A 17068-nucleotide genomic window follows, 5' to 3' on the forward strand; every position below is an offset into this window, starting at 1 on the left:
CATGAACTGGCATGGAATCCGCGCGATCTACCGCGCAGAAATGGCCCGCACGCGCCGCACGCTGATGCAGAGCATCATCGCGCCGGTGATCTCGACGTCGCTGTATTTCGTCGTGTTCGGCTCCGCGATCGGCTCGCGCATCAGCGACGTGAACGGCATCGGCTACGGGTCGTTCATCGTGCCGGGCCTCGTGATGCTGTCGCTGCTGTCGCAGAGCATCTCGAACGCGTCGTTCGGCATCTACTTCCCGCGCTTCACCGGCACGATCTACGAGATCCTGTCCGCGCCCGTGTCGTACTGGGAGATCGTGATTGCGTACGTCGGCGCGGCCGCATCGAAGTCGATCCTGCTCGGCGTGATCATCCTCGCCACGGCCGGCCTGTTCGTGCCGCTGCACATCCTGCATCCGTTCTGGATGGTGCTGTTCCTGGTGCTGACGGCCGTCACGTTCAGCCTGTTCGGCTTCGTGATCGGCATCTGGGCCGACAGCTTCGAGAAACTGCAGCTCGTGCCGCTGCTGATCATCACGCCGCTCACCTTCTTGGGCGGCAGCTTCTACTCGGTCGACATGCTGCCGCCAGCGTGGCGCGTGGTCACGCTGTTCAACCCGATCGTCTACCTGATCAGCGGCTTTCGCTGGTCGTTCTACGGGATCGCCGACGTGCACGTGTGGATCAGCCTCGCCGCGACCGCGCTGTTCCTCGTGATCCTGCTCGCGATCGTCGCGTGGATGTTCCGCACCGGCTACAAGCTGAAGAACTGACGCGAGCGGGCGTCGCGCGCCGCCCGCCGATGACGCATTTCGGCAAGCGGGCGGCGCTTTTCCTCCGATGCGGCAGTTTGTGGTCGCGTCTACTGAATACGAAGCATCGGGGCCCTCGAGCATGCGCTGCGCGGCCCCTTTTTCATTTCAGAGGACGCCATGCCCGCCGCCACCGCTCCCGCCTCCGCCGCCGCCCGGCTCGAACGCCTGCCGTTCTCCGGCTATCACAAGCGCATCTTCTTCATCATCGCGATCGCGTTCTTCTTCGATTCGGTCGACCTCGGCACGATGACGTTCGTGCTCGGCTCGATTCGCAAGGAGTTCGGGCTGTCGACCGCGGCCGCCGGCCTCGTCGCGAGCGCGAGCTTCTTCGGGATGGTGCTCGGCGCGGCCGTCGCCGGCCTGCTCGCCGACCGTTTCGGCCGTCGGCCGGTGTTCCAGTGGAGCATGGTGCTGTGGGGCGCCGCGTCGTACCTGTGCTCGACCGCGCAGAGCGTCGACGCGTTGATCGTCTATCGCGTGTTGCTCGGCATCGGGATGGGGATGGAGTTTCCGGTCGCGCAGACGCTGCTGTCCGAATTCGTGCCGACCGAGAAACGCGGCCGCCTGATCGCGCTGATGGACGGCTTCTGGCCGCTCGGCTTCATCACGGCCGGCATCGTCGCGTATTTCGTGCTGCCGCAGTTCGGCTGGCGCACCGTGTTCGCGCTGCTCGCGATTCCGGCCGTGTTCGTGCTCGTCGTACGCCGCATCGTGCCGGAATCGCCGCGCTGGCTCGAACATGCGGGCCGGCACGCGGAAGCCGACACGGTGATGCACTCGATCGAGGCGAAGGTGATGCGCTCGGCCGGCGTCACGACGCTGCCGCCGCCGTCGCGGCTCGCCGAGCCGGCCGCCGCACGCGGTCGCGGCGCGCTGCGCGAGATCTGGAGCGGCGTGTACCGTCGCCGCACGGTGATGGTGTGGCTGCTGTGGTTCTTCGCGCTGCTCGGCTTCTACGGCCTCACGTCGTGGCTCGGCGCGCTGCTGCAGCAGGCCGGCTTCGAAGTCACGAAATCGGTGTTCTACACGGTGCTGATCTCGCTCGGCGGCGTGCCGGGCTTCCTGTGCGCCGCGTGGCTCGTCGAACGCTGGGGCCGCAAGCCGACCTGCATCGCATCGCTGATCGGCGGCGGTGCGATGGCGTACGCATACGGCCAGAGCGCGCTGTACGGCGGCAGCACGACGCTGCTGATCGTCACGGGCCTCGCGATGCAGTTCTTCCTGTTCGGGATGTGGGCGGCGCTGTACACGTACACGCCCGAGCTGTACGGCACCGGCGCACGCGCGACCGGTTCGGGCTTCGCGTCGGCGATCGGTCGCGTCGGTTCGCTGATCGGGCCTTACGTGGTCGGCGTCGTGTTGCCGGTGTTCGGCCAGGGCGGCGTGTTCACGCTCGGCGCGCTGTCGTTCGTCGCGGCGGCCATCGCCGTGTGGACACTGGGAATCGAGACGAAGGGCCTCGCGCTGGAGCAACTGGCGGCAGGCGACGACGCGGGCGGCAGCGGCCGGTATCCGGCGACGGCGGCGGACAAGGCGTCCTGATCACCGGGCTGGCCCGCGTACACGCTGCTGCTGTCGTCGGACATCCTGATGCGTTTCGGCGACGAGGAAACGGACGACCCGCTGCCGGCGATCGTCGATTCGATCGCACGCTCGGCCTACCTGCCGTCGCTCACGCACCTGGCGAGCGCGCTGGATCCACGCGCTCGATCTCGACATCGCCCTGCCGATGCACGGCCCGGTGATCGCGCACGACATCCCGCGCGTGCTCGCCGGCGCGCTCGCTCATCGCGAAGCCGCGCCGCGTAAGCCGCGGCGGCGGTCTTCCGGCGGCGCGACGGCCGGGGCCGGGGCCGGTCAGGCGCCGGCGACGATGAACTCTTCGGCCGCCTTGCGCTGAACCGCGGCCATCACCGCCAGTTCGCGCTTGCTGCGCGCGTCGCCGGACACGACGCCCGTCGCGTGCTTGGCCTTCGCACCCAGCGGGAAAAAGACGAACGACGCGCCGGCCGGGGCCGCCGGCTCCGCACGCAGGCGTTTGTTCAGGATCTTCAGGTACTTCTTCTTCGAGACTTCCTTAGCAGCCATGGCGCCCTCCGCGTAAACGTGGTGTGGACCAGCATACCAGTTTTGCCGAGGCGCTCCGTGACAGCGGCCGCGCGGATCGATCTGCTCTAAAATGGACCACGCTTACGCGACCTGCCGCACCGCCCGCGGCCGCATGTCCTCATCGGAGCGCTTCCATGCATGTCGAGTTGTTCGCGCAGCATCACGCTTGCCCCGGCTGGCAGGGCGACATGGCCCGACGCATTACCGCATTCGACTGGTCGGCCACCGGGCTGGGCCCGATCGACGGCTGGTCCGCCAGCCTCGTCGCGGCAGTCCGCGCCGTGCTTGCCTCGCCGCTGCCGCTGGTGATGCTGTGGGGCCGCCCCGGCTACATGATCTACAACGACGCGTATGCCGGGTTCGCCGGCGGCCGCCATCCGTATCTGCTCGGCCAGCCGGTCGAACTCGGCTGGCCCGAAGTCGCCGATTTCAACCGCAACGTGATGAACACCTGTCTCGCCGGCGGCACGCTGTCCTATCGCGACAAGGCGCTCGTGCTGCTGCGCAGCGGCCGACCCGAAGACGTGTGGATGGATCTGCACTACAGCCCGCTGCCCGACGACGACGGCGCGCCGGGCGGCGTGCTCGCCGTCGTCGTCGAGACCACCGAGCGCGTGCTCGCCACGCGCCATCGCGATCGCGCGGAAGCGGCGCTGCAGGCATCCAATGCCGAGCTGCGCAACCTGACCGAAACGCTCGAACAGCGCGTGACCGACGCGATCGCCGAGCGCGCGGCGATCGAGGAACAGTTGCGTCACGCGCAGAAGATGGAAGCGATCGGCAGCCTGACCGGCGGCATCGCGCACGACTTCAACAACGTGCTGCAGGTGATCAGCGGCAACCTGCAGATCCTCTCCGTCGAACTCGGCGCGCATGCGAGCGCGCAGCCACGGATCGAGAACGCGAACAACGCCGTGCGGCGCGGCGCGCAACTGGCGTCGCACCTGCTCGCGTTCGCGCGACGCCAGCCGCTTGCGCCGACCACGCTGAACCCGTGCCGGCTGATCGACGGCATGCACGAGATGCTGCACCACGCGCTCGGCGAAGCGGTGCGAATCGTCCCCGCGCTGTCGCCCGACGTGGGCAACGTACTCGCCGACCGGCACCAGCTCGAAAACGCACTGCTGAACCTCGCGATCAACGCGCGCGATGCGATGCGCGGCGGCGGCACGCTGACGATCGCCGCATACAACAGCACGCAGCCCGGCCCCGCGGCCGGCACGCGCCGCGCGCCGATGCCGCCCGGCGAATACGTGACGTTCGAGATCGCCGACACGGGTGTCGGCATGACGGCCGACGTGCTCGAACGCGTCTTCGAACCCTTCTTCACGACCAAGCCGGACGGCGAAGGCACCGGGCTCGGGCTCAGCATGGTGTTCGGCTTCGTCAAGCAGAGCGGCGGCCACGTGTCGATCGACAGCACGCCCGGCCAGGGCACCACCGTGCGCCTCACGTTTCCGCGCTGCCACGAGGCGGCCGACGAGCCTGCCCGCACGCCGCAGCACGACGCGATGCGCGGCCGCGAAACGATCCTCGTCGTCGAGGACGATGCGGATGTCCGGCTGACGGTGGTCGACATGCTCGCGCAGCTCGGCTACAAGGTCATCACGGCGTCCGACGGCGAAGCCGCGCTGCGCGTGCTCGACAGCGAGACGCCGATCGATCTGCTGTTTACCGACGTGATCATGCCGGGCCGCGTGAAGGGCGGCGAACTCGGACGCCGCGCCGCGCTGCGCAAGCCGCCGTTGCCGGTGCTGTTCACCTCGGGCTACACACGCGACGAGATCTTCCATGCGGGGCGGCTCGACCCCGGCGTGATGCTGCTTGGCAAACCTTACCGGCGCGACGAACTCGCCGCGCGGATCCGCAGCGTGCTCGATGCGCAGGCCGACGCGGCCTGACGCATTGCCGACACGGCGCCCCTCGCCATTCCGATCGCCGCTGAATTTTTTTACCCGCGATGTCGATTCGCGTCGCCGTCGCGCGTCGTGTTGTCGTAACCGATCGTTTTGCCGTCGCACCGCCGGCAAACGTCCTATTCACGTTCAAGGAGATACGACAATGCGCGTCATGGTCATCGTCAAAGCCACCGCCGATTCGGAATCCGGCCAAATGCCCGACACCGAAATCATGGCCGAAATGGGCCGCTTCAATGAAGAACTCGTGAAAGCCGGCATCCTGCTCGCCGCCGACGGGTTGCGCCCGAGCAGCCACGGCAAACGCGTGCACTTTTCCGGCAAGAGCCGCGCCGTCATCGACGGCCCGTTCGCCGAAACGAAGGAACTCGTCGCCGGCTACTGGCTGTGGCAAGTGAAATCGATGGAAGAAGCGGTCGAATGGGTGAAGCGCTGCCCGAACCCGATGCCCGGCGACTCCGACATCGAGATCCGCCCGCTGTTCGAGGCGGAAGATTTCGGCGACGCATTCACGCCGGAGTTGCAGGAGCAGGAGGCGCGGATGCGTGCGGAGGTCGACGCCCGGCAGAAGTCCTGAACCGCAAGCGGGCGGCGCACGCGAATCTCGCACGCGCCCGGACGAGCCCGTTGACGAAGCCCTGCCGAGTAACGTATCGTTTTGTCACGTTACTCGGCAGGGCTTCGTCATGCATTCCCGTTTCGACCGTTTCCGCTCGACCGCGCTCGGCGCCCAGCTCGAAGCGCTGATCGAGCAGCCCGAGCGCTATCTCGAGTTCGCGGCGCTGTCGCGCGTCGGCGTCGCCGCGATCGGCGCGATCCAGGACGAGATCGCACGCAAATTCCCCGAAGTCGAAGCCGACACGACGGCCCGCCAGTTCTGCGGCGCAATGGTCGCCGACGTGATGCGTCGCCACGGCCATGAGGTCGTGCAGGCGCGCGGGCGGCTCGGCGGCGCGCTGTTCAGCTACGGCGCGGTGTTCGCCGCGCACCCGCAGCGGCTGCCGTTCGCCGACGTCGTCGCCGCGCTGGCCCGCATGCCCGCCCGGCTCGCCGCCCGTGCCGCGCATGTACCGGCGGCGCTGGCCACGCGCCGCCCGGCCGGCACCGGCTTCTCGCTCGTCGAACATGCGTGCCACCTGCGCGATCTCGATGCGGTGTTCGCCGCACGCATCGACGCCGTGCGCACGGCCGAGCTGCCCGTGATCGAATCCGTCGACGGCACCGCGCTCGCCGCGCAACGCGACTATCTCGCGCAGCCGCTCGATCTCGCCGTCGTGGCGTTCCGCAGCGGCCGCGCCGCGCTGTGCGCCACCGCGGCCGCGCTGGACCCATCGCAACTCGCACGCTGCGGGCTGCGCGACGGCATTCGCCGGATGTCGCTCGACGAACTCGTGCGCGAGTTGCTCGACCACGACCGCACGCACCTGCTCGAGCTCGACGAACTGCTCGCCGAACTCGAATTGCCGCCGCTTCCTTCCGCACACGCCGCATGATCCAGCCCACGCCCGTCGTCTTCATTCACGGCTTCATCGGCACGTTCGACGTGCGCGGATGGCACGGCCCGCATCTGTGCCCCGACCTGCTCGGCTACGGCGCGCATCGCGCCACGCCGCCCGACGCGATCTCGCTTGCCGCACAGGTCGAGCACGTGCGGCAAACCGTCGAGATGCACGTCGGCATGCAGCCGGTCGATGTCGTCGGCCATTCGGTCGGCGGCGCGATCGGGATGCTGTTCGCGCATGCGCACCCCGAACGCGTGCGGCGCATCGTCAACGTCGAAGGCAATTTCACGCTCGACGATGCGTTCTGGTCCGCATCGGTCGGGCGCATGACGCCCGACGAAGCCGACGCGATGCTCGACGGCCTGCGCGCGGCGCCGCTCGACTGGCTGCGCGGCGCGATCGACGCACCGTCGCCGAGTCAGCTCGACGACGCACGCCGCTGGCTCGCGCATCAGCCGGCATCGACGCTGCGCGCGATGGGCCGCTCGGTGGTCGAGACGACCGGCGACGCGGGTTACCTGCCGGCGCTCGCGCAAGTGTTCGAGCGTCATCCGGTCTGGCTGATCGCCGGCGAACGCTCGCGCGCGGGCTGGCACGTGCCCGAATACGCGCTCGCCCGCTGCGCCGGCTTCGACACGATCGCCGGCTGCGGCCACCTGATCGCGGCCGAGCGGCCCGATGCGTTGCGCGCCGCCCTCGCGCGCATCGTATGCAAGCCGGCCGCCTGACAACCCGTAGGATTCGCCGAAATATGGTTGAAAGGCGCGGTTGCTAGAGTCGTCGCAACAGGGTTTTCCCGGCATCCGGCCGGACTGGGTCGACACATGCAAGGATCGATGCGCCTGGCACGTACCTTCTGGCTGCTTCTGCTGCTCGCCGTCACGCCCCCTGCGTTCGCATTCCATGCACGGGTCGTCGCGATCCCGAGCGCCGCGATGAGCGAGACGCTCAAGGCCACCATCGTGCTGCCCGACGATTACGCGCGCGACAACCACGGCGAACGCTACCCCGTCGTGTATCTGCTGCACGGCTCGGGCGGCGACCATACCGACTGGACGTCGAACACGCACATCGCCGCGCTGGCCGACCGCTACCGCGTGATCCTCGTGATGCCCGACGGCGGACATGAAAGCTGGTACATCGACAGCCCGTTCGATTCGGGCAGCCGCTACGAGACCTTCATCGGCGACGAAGTCGTGTCCTACGTCGACCTGCATTTCCGCACGATCGCGACCCAGCACGCGCGCGCGATCACCGGGCTCAGCATGGGCGGCTTCGGCGCGCTGCGCATCGCGCTCGACCGGCCCGACACCTTCGGCGCGGTCGGCAGCATCAGCGGCGCGGTCGATCCGCGCTGCTGCACGGAGGAGCCGGGGATCGCCCACGTGTTCGGCGATCCCGACCGCCATCCGTCATTCTGGAACCGCAACGTGATCGTCGAAAGCGCGCGGTCATTCGTGCGCGCGCATCTCGACCTGACGATCGATTGCGGCCGCGACGATGCCTTCGTCGGCTCGAACCGCACGCTGCACGAACGGCTCGTCGCGCTCGGCGTGCCGCACGACTATGCGGAGCGGCCAGGCGGCCATACGTGGGACTACTGGGCGAACGCGATCCGCTATCAGATGCGGTTCTTCGCGACGTCGTTCCAGCATCGCGGCTACGCGTTCGTGCCACGCCCGCCGCGCCGGGCATGACGCGCGCGGGCCGAGGCGCGGCTACCGCCCGAGACGGCAAAGCCTGACGTCGAAAGTCGAAACGGGATGACGAACCGGCATGCCGCGCAGCGCGCCCGGCAAGAAGATGAACGCGCGTCGCCCGACGCGCGCGGCAAACGAAAGCGGCGAGCCGGTCAGTTGTCGTGCGCGGTGTCCGCGCCGACGACGCGATCGAAGAATTCCTGTGCACGCGCCAGCTCGTCGAGCGCGCGATCGAGACGCGACATCGCGCGTGCGTATTCGGTCGACGAGCCGTCGTCGTCGCTTTCGCCGCGCACCGCGCGAAACGCCTGATCGACGTTGCGCGTCGCTTCGACGAAGCGTTGTGCGGCCCGTGCTTCCGGCGAACAGATGTGGGTCGACATCGACACTCCTCCCTCAGGATTGCAGTGTGAAGCACGCCGACGCTCAGTGTGCGTGGTACGCATGTCGGCGGCGTGAACCACGACCCGTCGCTTGTCGACGCATCGGCCGCCGCACCGCGCGCTTCGTGCCGATTGTCCCTCCGCGCTCGCCGATCCGCTACGGCGAGATTGCAACAAATTCTTGCGCGAACGGCTCCGCGCGTGGCGTCACGCGCGCCCGACGCGCGGATGCGCCAGCCCCGCGAACGCGGCCGCCTCGCCCGGCGACAGGTCGAACAGATCGCCGGTGAGATCGCGCGGATGCTCGGCCGCCGGCCGGTTGCGCAGGCGCGCGACGTGGGTGGGCGGCACATACGCGGCCGCCGTTTCGAGCGGCGGCACGTCGAACAGATCGCGCGTGACGCCGCGCACGGCGTCCGTCGGCGAACGGCCGCGCAAGCGCGCGACCAGCTCGACGAAGCGATCGAAATCGCCCGCGCGCGTGGCCTTGTTCACTTCCGCGAGATCGCGCGCCTTCAGCACGCACGGCTGCGCGAGCCGCACGAAATACGGTGCTTCGAGCTCGACCGACAGCGCGAGCGGATAGCTCTTGCCCGTCTGCTCCTTCGCCCGCCCGATGCAGTCGACCACGGCCGCCCCTTGCGCGGCGCCCAGCGGCTTGCCGGTGCTCACGCTGCGCAGGTGGTCGGGAAACACGCGCAACTGCGTGCCGACCGTCAGCGCGGTGGACGACGCGCACACGAGTGCGTAGTGCTGCTCGCGACGCCGGCCCGACGGCAACGTCGAGCGGCTGGCGATGAACGTATGCGGCGGCAACGGCCGCACCTGGCCGCTTGCGTCGACCCAAGCATTCCACAGCAGCGCGTCCTTGCGCTCGCCCGCGCGCGGACGCGACGCGACCGGCGAAAACAGCGCGAGCAGCGAACCCGTGCGATGCGCGGCGACTTGCGCGCTGCTGCCGAGCGGCTGGTTGATGCCCCACAGAAAACGCCCGCCCCCGAGCCGGCGCTCCCATTCCTTGCGGAGCACGACGGTCGGCAGTTCCTCGCCGGACTCGGTACCGATCTTGGTCCAGCAGAACGTGGGAGGGAGGTGTTTCAGTGTCATCAACTTTCTCGGGATACAGCCTCGCTGGTGACAGCAAGCCCATTCAACAGCCGTAACTGTATAGGTATAATGCATCGCATGGAAGCCCCGGACCAAGATTTTCCCGTTCAAGACCTGTTGCGCCGCCTGCTGGCAGATACACGCTCGTCCAGCGAAATCGCGCGACTTTCCGGGGTCAGCCAGCCCACCGTGTCGCGCCTTCGGCTGTCGAACGGGCGCCGGCTGCGCCGCAGCGCGCCATTCAACAAGCTATGCAGTTTCTACGGTGTCGACACGGAGCCGTCGCGCCGCCGGTACAACGACCTGCTGCGCGACGCGATCGTCGACGCGTGGGACGGCTCGGACGAGCACGGGCGCGCGCTGCTGGTCGTGATTCAGGGGCTGAAGGATTTGCAGGCGAAGGCGGATGACGGGTAATGGCGGCGACGGGCCCCGTCATTCATCGAGATTGAACGTGATCGGCACGCGCGCCCGGATCGGCGACGGCGCGCCGTTCTCTACATGCGTGGCGCAGCGGCTCGTGAGCCACGCATCGCGCAGCACCGCATCGAAGCGCGGATAGCCGCTGCCGGCGGCAGCGACACGCGCGGCGACGACGCGGCCTGCCGTCGTCCCGGCCGTGCCCCGTCAACCGTCGCACGTCACGCCGCATTGCGCGAGCGAATTCTCCCTGCTGCGAAAAACCAGCGGCCGTTCGTCGGGCGGCGCGCGCCGGCGCGCGAACTGCACGGCCTGTTCGACCTGGCCGTGATGGGCGGATTTCGCGCACACCGGATCGGCTTCGTTCGGATCGCCGGCCAGCAGGTACGCCTGACACCGGCAACCGCCGTGATCCGCATGCCGCTCGTCGCACGTCCGACACGGCTCGCGCATCCAGTCGTCGCCGCGAAACGCGTTGAACGCGTCGCTGTCGTACCAGATGTCCCGCAGCGAGCGGTCGCGCACGTTCGGCAACGCGAGCCCCGGCAGCGACCGCGCGGCATGGCACGGCAGCGCGGTGCCGTCCGGCGCGACGCCGAGGAACACCGAGCCCCAGCCGTTCATGCAGGCCTTCGGGCGGCGCTCGAAATAGTCGGGCACGACGAACAGGATCTTGCAGCGCTCGCCGATCAGCTTGCGATAGCGGTTGACCGTATCCTCGGCCTCGCGCACCTGCTCGACGGTCGGCATCAACTGGTCGCGATTGAGCATCGCCCAGCCGTAGTACTGCGTGTTCGCGAGTTCCAGGTAATCGGCGCCGAGATCGAGCGCCATCTCGATGATCTGCCCCACGTGCGGCAGGTTGTAGCGATGCAGCACGCAGTTGAGCACCATCGGATAGCCGTGCGCCTTGATCAGTCGCGCCACGTCGCGCTTGCGTTCGAACGTGCGCGTGCTGGTCAGGAAATCGTTCAGCTCGCGCGTCGAATCCTGCAGCGACAACTGGATGTGGTCGAGCCCGGCGGCCTTGAGCCGCTCGATGCGCGCGACGTTCAGCCCGATGCCCGACGTAATCAGGTTCGTATAGAAGCCGAGCCCGCGCGCATGCGCGACGAGCGTCTCGAGGTCGCCGCGCTGCAGCGGCTCGCCGCCCGAGAAGCCGATTTGCGCGGCGCCGAGCGCGCGCGCGTCGCTGATGACCGTGCGCCACGCGTCGGTGTCGAGTTCCGCGCCGTGCGTCGCGAAGTCGACCGGGTTGTAGCAGAACGCGCAGTGCAGCGGGCAGCGGTACGTGAGTTCCGCGAGCAGCCACAGCGGCGCGGACGGACGGGGGGTGTCGGGCGTCATGTCAGTCCAGCCAGCCGCGCAGTCGCGCATGATCGAGAAAACGGTAGACGTCGGTCGCGAGATCCGACTGCATGAACAGGCGCTCGAGCTCGCCGATGATGTCGTCCAGTTCGCGCGTGCCGTCGCAGCGCGCGAGGATCTCGCCCGCGCTCGGGTTGAGCTTGACCATGCCCTCCGGATAGAGCAGCACGTACGCATCCTGGGCCGCCTCCCATTGCAGGCGGTACATGCCCCTGAGGCAGGGGCGCAGCGGCACGCCGCTGGCGGCTTCGATCGCGTTCATCACGGGTAGGCCTTTTCGACGGCGTCGAGCATCGACCACAGGATGTCGAGCTTGAATTGCAGAATGCCGAGCGCGCGCTGCTGCGCGTCCGGTGTCGTGAAATGCGCGAGCGTGACCGCGAGCCCATGCTCGACGTCGCGCTGCGCGAGCGGCACGCGGCTGCGGAAGTAATGCAGCCCGGCCGGCTCGATCCACGGGTAATGCGACGGCCAGCCGGCGAGCCGGTCGAGATGGATCTGCGGCGCGAACATCTCGGTCAGCGACGAGCACACGGCTTCCTGCCACGGCGCGCGCCGCGCGAAGTTCACGTACGCGTCCACCGCGAAACGCACGCCGGGCAGCACGTGTTCGAGCGACCACAGTTCGTCGCGCGTCAGGCCGCACGCTTCGCCGAGCCGCACCCACGCCTCGATGCCGCCTGCGTTGTCGCCCTGCCCGTCGTGGTCGATCAGCCGCTGGATCCAGCGGCGCCGCGTGTCGCGATCGGGACAGTTCGACAGAATCGCCGCGTCCTTGAGCGGAATGCAGATCTGGTAGTAGAAGCGGTTCGCGACCCAGCCGCGGATCTGCGCGGGCGAACAGGCGCCGCTGTTGAGCCGCCGGTTGAACGGATGATGGATGTGATAGCGCGATTCGAGCGCACGCAAGCGCGCCTCGAATTCGGTCGCGGTCCAGGGCGTCGCGTGCAACGCCGTAGCGGGGATCGGTGCGTTCATCGTCAGACCTGGAATTGCATGCCGTCGTGCGCGACGTCGATGCCGTGCGCGCGCAGGTGCGCGTGCTCGACGGAATGCGGATCGAGAATCGGGTTCGTGTTGTTGATGTGCGTGAGCACCTTGCGCGTTCGCGCAGGCAGCGTGTCGAGCCAGTCGATCATGCCGGGCTGCCCGTGTTCCGCGCACTGCGCGAGATGCCCCATGTCGGCCGCATGCTTGTGCGACAGGCCGAGATCGATCATCTCGGTCCCGGTCCAGAACGTGCCGTCCACCAGCACGAGATCGGCGCCGTCCATGGCCGCGCGTACGTCGTCGGTGACCGACGCGAGCCCCGGCGCATAGAACGCGCGCCGCCCGCTCGCGACGTCCTCGATCGACAGCGCGATGTTGTCGCCGGGTGCGGCCGACGCACGCCGCGGCGAATAAGGCGGCGGCTTGCTGTCGACCGCGATCGCGGTGAACCGGATCCCGCTCGCCGCCGGCACCGCGAACGGCTCGCCGGGCGCGATCGTATGCGCGGCGACGCCGCAGTAATGGCCGAGCAGCGGCACGAGCGGCAAGCCGGTCGACAGGTCGTCGAGCACCGGCGCGCTCGCGTAGAGCGGCAGCGGCGTCGAGCGCTCGCGCAGCATCAGCAGGCCCGTCACGTGATCGATCTGCGCGTCGCACAGCACGACGGCGGCGATGCCGCTGTCGCGGATCGCGCGTGCCGGTTGCAGGTCCGGGTCCGCGCGCAACTGGGAAAGAATGTCGGGCGACGCATTGACGAGGACCCAGTCGATGCCGTCGTCGCTGACCGCGATCGACGACTGCGTGCGCGGCAGCACGTGGCCGCTTCCGCTGCGTGCACGGCGGCAGTTCGCGCAATTGCAGTTCCATTGCGGCAGCCCGCCGCCGGCTCCCGAGCCGAGTATCTTGATCTTCATGGGCGTCAGCTCCCGAGGCCGCCCGCGCCGACCACGGCGAAACGGGCGGCACGCACGGCGATCAGCGGTTGGCGATGTACATCGTGATTTCGAAGCCGAAGCGCAGGTCGGTGTAAGACGGTGTCGTCCACTGCATGGTGTGTCTCCTGTTGAGTTGATGAGTTGATGTGTTGCCGGATGAATCGAACGACCGCGGCAATCGAGCGGTCGGTTCCTCTTCAGCAAGGAGCGTGCCGAAGCGGTATTTCGGCGGCGCCGCGGCGGTAGACGGCCGTCGTCCGGGCATCGGCGCGGAAACCTTACGAATCGCCGACACGATTCGCGCGAATGCGGTCCGCCACCCCGGCGACGCGATGTCCGCGAGTGGTGACAGGTGTTGAATCGTTGAACACCGGTGTTGCAACTTGACACACCGGCTGTGACAGGTCGCGCACGGCGCGACGGCCGCGCGTCAGCTCTCTTCCGACGGATGGCGTCCCGCGTCGGCGGCCGGCATCTTCCGGTAGATCGTGTTGCGCGACACGCCGAGCGCGCGCGCCGCGGCGGACACGTTGCCGCCATGACGCGCGAGCGCGGCGGCGATCGCGGACGCGGCGACGTCCTGCAAGCGCGCGTCGGCGAGCGGCAACGCGTCCGCGACGCCAGGCCCGGCGCTCGCCGCGGCAAGCGAATCGGGCGCCGCCTGCACGGGCTGCGCATCGCCGCGCCGCAGGTCGTCGAAGAAATCGTCCGGCAGGTGCTCGCGGCGGATTTCGCCGTCGTCGTCGACCATCGCGGCCGCCGTGCGCAGCAGGTTGCCGAGCTGGCGGAAGTTGCCCGGCCACGTGCAGCGCACGAACAACTCCATCACGTCCGGCGCGACCGACAGCGGCGGCCGGCCCGGGCCCGCGAACGCTTCCCGCTGCAGCATCTTCTGCACGACGACCGCGAGATCGGTGCGGTCGCGCAACGGCGGCAGGCGCACCACGAGGCCGTTCAGCCGGTAGTAGAGATCCTCGCGAAAACGGTTCTGCGCGATCATGTCGCGCAAATCGCGGTGCGTCGCGCAGATGATCGCGATGTCCACGGCGATCGTCTTCGTCGACCCGAGCGGGTTGACGAGGCGCTCCTGCAGCACGCGCAGCAGCCGCACCTGCAGCGGATACGGCATGTCGCCGATCTCGTCGAGGAACAGCGTGCCGCCGTTCGCCTGCAGCAGCTTGCCGATCGCGCCCTTGCGGCGCGCGCCGGTGAACGCGCCTTCCTCGTAACCGAACAGCTCGGACTCGATCAGCGTCTCCGGAATCGATGCGCAGTTGACCGCGACGAACGGCGCGTCGCGCCGCGGCGAGTCGTTGTGGATCGCCTGCGCGAGCAGCTCCTTGCCGGTGCCGGTCTCGCCGGTGATCAGGATCGGGATGTCCTTGCCGATCACCTTGCGCACCTTCGCGATCACGCACGCGACCTGCGCATCGCCGGTGTCGAGATAGTTGAGCCGCGACAGGCCGGCCGACGTGCCCGCCGCCGGCGCGGGCACCGCGTTCGCGCGCGCGGCCGGCGCCGCCGCGTCGTGCACGTCGGTCGGCCGGCTGCCTTCGGCGAGCGTCGCGCGGCGAAAGTGCACGCGCGCGCAGACCACCGCGCCGTTGCCGAGATTCAGCATCAGGTGCCGGTCGGTGCTCGCGCGCATGCGGTCGATCAGCTGCGCGCTGGTGACGTCGAACAGCGACGACAGCGTATGCGCGCGCAGCGCGGCGAGCGGCATGCCGAGCTGGAACTGCGCGCTGCGATTGGCCGACAGGAAGCGGCCGTCGGCCGTGAACGCGACGATCCCCTCCATCAGCGTGCCGAGAAACTCCGGGCGGCCATGGAACGACACCTGCAGCGTTTCCTGAAAGGTCGTCGTAAACAGATGATTCTCGATCATCTGCACCGACATCTTCGCGAGCGCCATCGTGTGCTGGTGATAGCTGCGGTGGTCGCCCGTCACGTCGAGCACGCCGATCGCGTCGCCGTACGGATCGAGGATCGGCACGCTCGAACAGGTCAGGAAGCGGTTCGCGGCCAGGAAGTGCTGGTCGCCGTGGACGACCATCGGACACAGCTCGGCCAGCGCCGTGCCGATCGCGTTGGTGCCCTGGCGACTCTCCGCCCAGTTCGCGCCGGGACGCAGTGCGACCTTCTCCGCGCGGCGCAGGAAATCGTCGTCGCCGATCGAATGCAGGATCAGCCCTTCCGCATCGGTCAGCACGATCATGCTCTGCGTGTTGCCGATCTGCTCGTGCAGCGTCTCCATCACCGGCATCGCGTGCACGCACAGCACCCGGCTCTGCTCGCGCTTGAGCACCAGTGCCGCGTTCGACAGCACGTCGTAGTCGGGCCGTGCCGATACCTGCAGGCCGAACGTCTCCGAGCGCTCGTGGGCCTTCTGGATCGACGGCGCGGGCCAGCCAGCGGGATGCGCGGCCCGTGATCCGGCCGCCTGCTCTACGTCATCGCGCATTGTCTCCTCCGGGGGATCCTTCCGGTCAACTGCCGGACTCTTTGCCGTCGTTGCAAGCAAGCATCGGGCCACACCGGCGCCGCGGCACACATTGAAAGCTCGATGTAATGAATCGTCCGGGCGGAGCGTGTCGCGTCGCGCGACGGCCAGGCCTTCGTGATACCGTGATTTCCCGACGCGTGACTACCCGTGCGAATCCGGATCTTCGCGGCTGACGCGTTTCTGGCGCGCTTCTCGCTTTGTCGCAGGGCAAGCCCGGCCACCGCCACGCCGCCGATGATTCCCCCTCTCGTACCCTATCGACATGACGCGTCGCCCGACTCGATCCACGCCATCGCCCGCGCCGCGGGCCTTGCCCGATACCCCAGCGTCATCGGCCACGCCCGCGCGCCGGCACCTGCACCGCGACGCGCAATCGATCGCCTTCGCCGTGGCCGGCGCCGTGCAGGGCCACCCGGTCGTCGTGCTGCACGGCGGCCCCGGCAGCGGCAGCCAGGCCGGCATCCTGCGGCTGTTCGACCTCAGCCGCTTGCGCGTCGTGCTCGTCGACCAGCGCGGCGCGGGTGCGTCGGGGCCGCGCGGCGGCACGCGCCACAACACCACCGCCCGGCTGATCGCGGATCTGGAGGCGGTGCGCGAGCAGCTCGGCATTGCACGCTGGGGAGTCGTCGGCGGATCGTGGGGCGCGGCGCTCGCGCTCGCATATGCGGGCACGCATCCGGCGCGGGTCTCGGGCGTCGTGCTGCGCGGCCTGTTCCTGACGTCGCGACGCGAAATCCGCGGACTCTTCATGACGTCCCGCACGCGTGCGCCGCGCGAGTGGCGGCGCCTGCATGCAGCGGCCGGCGGCGGCCGGCCGGATCGCCTGCTGTCGCGCTGCGCTGCCGGGCTGCGCCCCGGCGCGAACACAGCCCGCCAGCGCGCAGTGGCGCTCGCGTGGCACGCATACGAAAGCGCGATCCTCGCATCAGTGCGAACGCGCCGCTCGCCCGCCCGCACGATCCGTTCGAACCAGACCGTCGGCCGTCTGATCGACAAATACCGGGTTCAAGCGCACTACCTGCAACATGACTGCTGGCTGGGCGAGCGCCGCGTGCTCGCGCTCGCGCGACGCGCCGCGCAAGCCGGCGTGCCGCTGTTCGCCGCGCACGGGAGGCACGATCCCGTGTGCCCGGTCGGCAACGTCGAACGTCTCGCGCGGGCCACACCCGAAGCGGAAATCGAACGCGTGCAGGCCGGGCATCTGGCAAGCGACCCGGCATTGGCGCGCAGCGTCGCACGCGCCGTCAATGCGATGTTCGCGACGGTGCCGCTCACGTGACGGCCCCGCGCCCGTTCGTGTCATGACGCGACGACACACGCAAGCGCGCCA

18 protein-coding genes are annotated in these 17068 nt (G+C 68.8%); 9 read left to right on the forward strand and 9 right to left on the reverse strand.

What is annotated here, in order from left to right; all coding sequences use genetic code 11:
* Position 1 precedes the first annotated feature (1 nt).
* Both KU887_RS23495 and KU887_RS23500 read left to right on the forward strand, forming a co-directional pair.
* Positions 2–763: an ABC transporter permease gene (locus KU887_RS23495; RefSeq protein WP_006481964.1), complete on the forward strand. Its 762-nt coding sequence runs from the start codon at positions 2–4 to the stop codon at positions 761–763.
* A gap of 159 nt (positions 764–922) precedes the next feature.
* The gene (locus KU887_RS23500) at positions 923–2347 is read left to right on the forward strand and encodes an MFS transporter (protein WP_062884942.1); all 1425 of its coding nucleotides are present in this window, start codon (positions 923–925) and stop codon (positions 2345–2347) included.
* Between the two features lie 315 nt (positions 2348–2662).
* Here KU887_RS23500 and KU887_RS23505 read toward each other — a convergent pair whose 3' ends face one another.
* Complete coding sequence (locus KU887_RS23505; protein WP_006481962.1) at positions 2663–2893, reverse strand: hypothetical protein; 231 nt, start codon at positions 2891–2893, stop codon at positions 2663–2665.
* A 155-nt stretch (positions 2894–3048) separates the two neighbouring features.
* On the opposite strand from KU887_RS23505, the gene KU887_RS23510 reads away from it, so the two are divergent.
* The 5 genes from KU887_RS23510 to KU887_RS23530 all read left to right on the forward strand — a co-directional run bounded on the left by KU887_RS23510 (position 3049) and on the right by KU887_RS23530 (position 8029).
* Positions 3049–4815 carry an ATP-binding protein gene (locus KU887_RS23510; RefSeq protein ID WP_006481958.1) on the forward strand — a complete coding sequence of 589 codons (1767 nt, stop codon included), beginning with the start codon at positions 3049–3051 and terminating at the stop codon, positions 4813–4815.
* A gap of 160 nt (positions 4816–4975) precedes the next feature.
* Positions 4976–5407 (forward strand): YciI family protein, encoded by a 432-nt coding sequence (locus KU887_RS23515; protein WP_006481960.1) that lies wholly within the window; start codon positions 4976–4978, stop codon positions 5405–5407.
* 109 nt (positions 5408–5516) lie between these two features.
* Positions 5517–6323 carry a DinB family protein gene (locus KU887_RS23520; RefSeq protein WP_058903473.1) on the forward strand — a complete coding sequence of 269 codons (807 nt, stop codon included), beginning with the start codon at positions 5517–5519 and terminating at the stop codon, positions 6321–6323.
* Positions 6320–7060: an alpha/beta fold hydrolase gene (locus KU887_RS23525; protein ID WP_060211988.1), complete on the forward strand. Its 741-nt coding sequence runs from the start codon at positions 6320–6322 to the stop codon at positions 7058–7060. The genes KU887_RS23520 and KU887_RS23525 overlap by 4 nt, the downstream gene beginning before the upstream one ends.
* Positions 7061–7168: 108 nt before the next feature.
* Positions 7169–8029 (forward strand): alpha/beta hydrolase family protein, encoded by an 861-nt coding sequence (locus KU887_RS23530; protein ID WP_006498721.1) that lies wholly within the window; start codon positions 7169–7171, stop codon positions 8027–8029.
* 155 nt (positions 8030–8184) lie between these two features.
* Here KU887_RS23530 and KU887_RS23535 read toward each other — a convergent pair whose 3' ends face one another.
* Together KU887_RS23535 and KU887_RS23540 are read right to left on the reverse strand one after the other, a co-directional pair.
* The gene (locus KU887_RS23535) at positions 8185–8415 is read right to left on the reverse strand and encodes a hypothetical protein (protein ID WP_048985139.1); all 231 of its coding nucleotides are present in this window, start codon (positions 8413–8415) and stop codon (positions 8185–8187) included.
* Positions 8416–8622: 207 nt separating this feature from the next.
* Complete coding sequence (locus tag KU887_RS23540) at positions 8623–9522, reverse strand: hypothetical protein (RefSeq protein WP_006485430.1); 900 nt, start codon at positions 9520–9522, stop codon at positions 8623–8625.
* 78 nt (positions 9523–9600) lie between these two features.
* Here KU887_RS23540 and KU887_RS23545 point away from each other — a divergent pair, with 78 nt between their 5' ends.
* Positions 9601–9939 carry a helix-turn-helix transcriptional regulator gene (locus KU887_RS23545; protein ID WP_006493567.1) on the forward strand — a complete coding sequence of 113 codons (339 nt, stop codon included), beginning with the start codon at positions 9601–9603 and terminating at the stop codon, positions 9937–9939.
* Between the two features lie 210 nt (positions 9940–10149).
* On the opposite strand, the gene pqqE is transcribed toward KU887_RS23545, so the two are convergent.
* The 6 genes from pqqE to KU887_RS23575 form a co-directional block, all read right to left on the reverse strand.
* Positions 10150–11289, reverse strand: coding sequence for a pyrroloquinoline quinone biosynthesis protein PqqE (pqqE, locus tag KU887_RS23550; RefSeq protein WP_060263864.1), 1140 nt, complete (start codon positions 11287–11289; stop codon positions 10150–10152).
* A 1-nt stretch (position 11290) separates the two neighbouring features.
* On the reverse strand, positions 11291–11572 hold the full coding sequence (gene pqqD, locus KU887_RS23555) for a pyrroloquinoline quinone biosynthesis peptide chaperone PqqD (protein ID WP_006480620.1): 282 nt from the start codon (positions 11570–11572) through the stop codon (positions 11291–11293).
* Positions 11572–12288 carry a pyrroloquinoline-quinone synthase PqqC gene (gene pqqC / locus KU887_RS23560; RefSeq protein ID WP_043206078.1) on the reverse strand — a complete coding sequence of 239 codons (717 nt, stop codon included), beginning with the start codon at positions 12286–12288 and terminating at the stop codon, positions 11572–11574. Before pqqC ends, pqqD begins: the two co-directional genes overlap by 1 nt.
* A 2-nt stretch (positions 12289–12290) precedes the next feature.
* On the reverse strand, positions 12291–13214 hold the full coding sequence (gene pqqB, locus KU887_RS23565; RefSeq protein ID WP_048985145.1) for a pyrroloquinoline quinone biosynthesis protein PqqB: 924 nt from the start codon (positions 13212–13214) through the stop codon (positions 12291–12293).
* 61 nt (positions 13215–13275) lie between these two features.
* Complete coding sequence (gene pqqA, locus KU887_RS23570; protein ID WP_006485436.1) at positions 13276–13350, reverse strand: pyrroloquinoline quinone precursor peptide PqqA; 75 nt, start codon at positions 13348–13350, stop codon at positions 13276–13278.
* Between the two features lie 315 nt (positions 13351–13665).
* Positions 13666–15696: a sigma-54-dependent Fis family transcriptional regulator gene (locus tag KU887_RS23575; RefSeq protein ID WP_258258399.1), complete on the reverse strand. Its 2031-nt coding sequence runs from the start codon at positions 15694–15696 to the stop codon at positions 13666–13668.
* Between the two features lie 304 nt (positions 15697–16000).
* On the opposite strand from KU887_RS23575, the gene KU887_RS23580 reads away from it, so the two are divergent.
* Positions 16001–17017 carry an alpha/beta fold hydrolase gene (locus KU887_RS23580; protein WP_077056640.1) on the forward strand — a complete coding sequence of 339 codons (1017 nt, stop codon included), beginning with the start codon at positions 16001–16003 and terminating at the stop codon, positions 17015–17017.
* Positions 17018–17068 lie beyond the last annotated feature (51 nt).

Source organism: Burkholderia sp. EMB26 (genome assembly GCF_024730645.1).
Lineage (GTDB): Bacteria > Pseudomonadota > Gammaproteobacteria > Burkholderiales > Burkholderiaceae > Burkholderia > Burkholderia cenocepacia.

Bases quoted from the DNA above. Each gene is read 5' to 3' on its own strand.
- KU887_RS23510 (WP_006481958.1), top strand. From the start codon at position 3,049: ATGCATGTCGAGTTGTTCGCGCAGCATCACGCTTGCCCCGGCTGGCAG.
- KU887_RS23530 (WP_006498721.1), top strand. From the start codon at position 7,169: ATGCGCCTGGCACGTACCTTCTGGCTGCTTCTGCTGCTCGCCGTCACG.
- KU887_RS23525 (WP_060211988.1), top strand. From the start codon at position 6,320: ATGATCCAGCCCACGCCCGTCGTCTTCATTCACGGCTTCATCGGCACG.
- KU887_RS23535 (WP_048985139.1), bottom strand. From the start codon at position 8,415: ATGTCGACCCACATCTGTTCGCCGGAAGCACGGGCCGCACAACGCTTC.
- pqqB (WP_048985145.1), bottom strand. From the start codon at position 13,214: ATGAAGATCAAGATACTCGGCTCGGGAGCCGGCGGCGGGCTGCCGCAA.
- KU887_RS23580 (WP_077056640.1), top strand. From the start codon at position 16,001: ATGACGCGTCGCCCGACTCGATCCACGCCATCGCCCGCGCCGCGGGCC.
- pqqC (WP_043206078.1), bottom strand. From the start codon at position 12,288: ATGAACGCACCGATCCCCGCTACGGCGTTGCACGCGACGCCCTGGACC.
- KU887_RS23495 (WP_006481964.1), top strand. From the start codon at position 2: ATGAACTGGCATGGAATCCGCGCGATCTACCGCGCAGAAATGGCCCGC.
- KU887_RS23575 (WP_258258399.1), bottom strand. From the start codon at position 15,696: ATGCGCGATGACGTAGAGCAGGCGGCCGGATCACGGGCCGCGCATCCC.
- KU887_RS23515 (WP_006481960.1), top strand. From the start codon at position 4,976: ATGCGCGTCATGGTCATCGTCAAAGCCACCGCCGATTCGGAATCCGGC.
- KU887_RS23520 (WP_058903473.1), top strand. From the start codon at position 5,517: ATGCATTCCCGTTTCGACCGTTTCCGCTCGACCGCGCTCGGCGCCCAG.
- KU887_RS23540 (WP_006485430.1), bottom strand. From the start codon at position 9,522: ATGACACTGAAACACCTCCCTCCCACGTTCTGCTGGACCAAGATCGGT.
- pqqD (WP_006480620.1), bottom strand. From the start codon at position 11,572: ATGAACGCGATCGAAGCCGCCAGCGGCGTGCCGCTGCGCCCCTGCCTC.
- pqqE (WP_060263864.1), bottom strand. From the start codon at position 11,289: ATGACGCCCGACACCCCCCGTCCGTCCGCGCCGCTGTGGCTGCTCGCG.
- KU887_RS23505 (WP_006481962.1), bottom strand. From the start codon at position 2,893: ATGGCTGCTAAGGAAGTCTCGAAGAAGAAGTACCTGAAGATCCTGAAC.
- KU887_RS23545 (WP_006493567.1), top strand. From the start codon at position 9,601: ATGGAAGCCCCGGACCAAGATTTTCCCGTTCAAGACCTGTTGCGCCGC.
- KU887_RS23500 (WP_062884942.1), top strand. From the start codon at position 923: ATGCCCGCCGCCACCGCTCCCGCCTCCGCCGCCGCCCGGCTCGAACGC.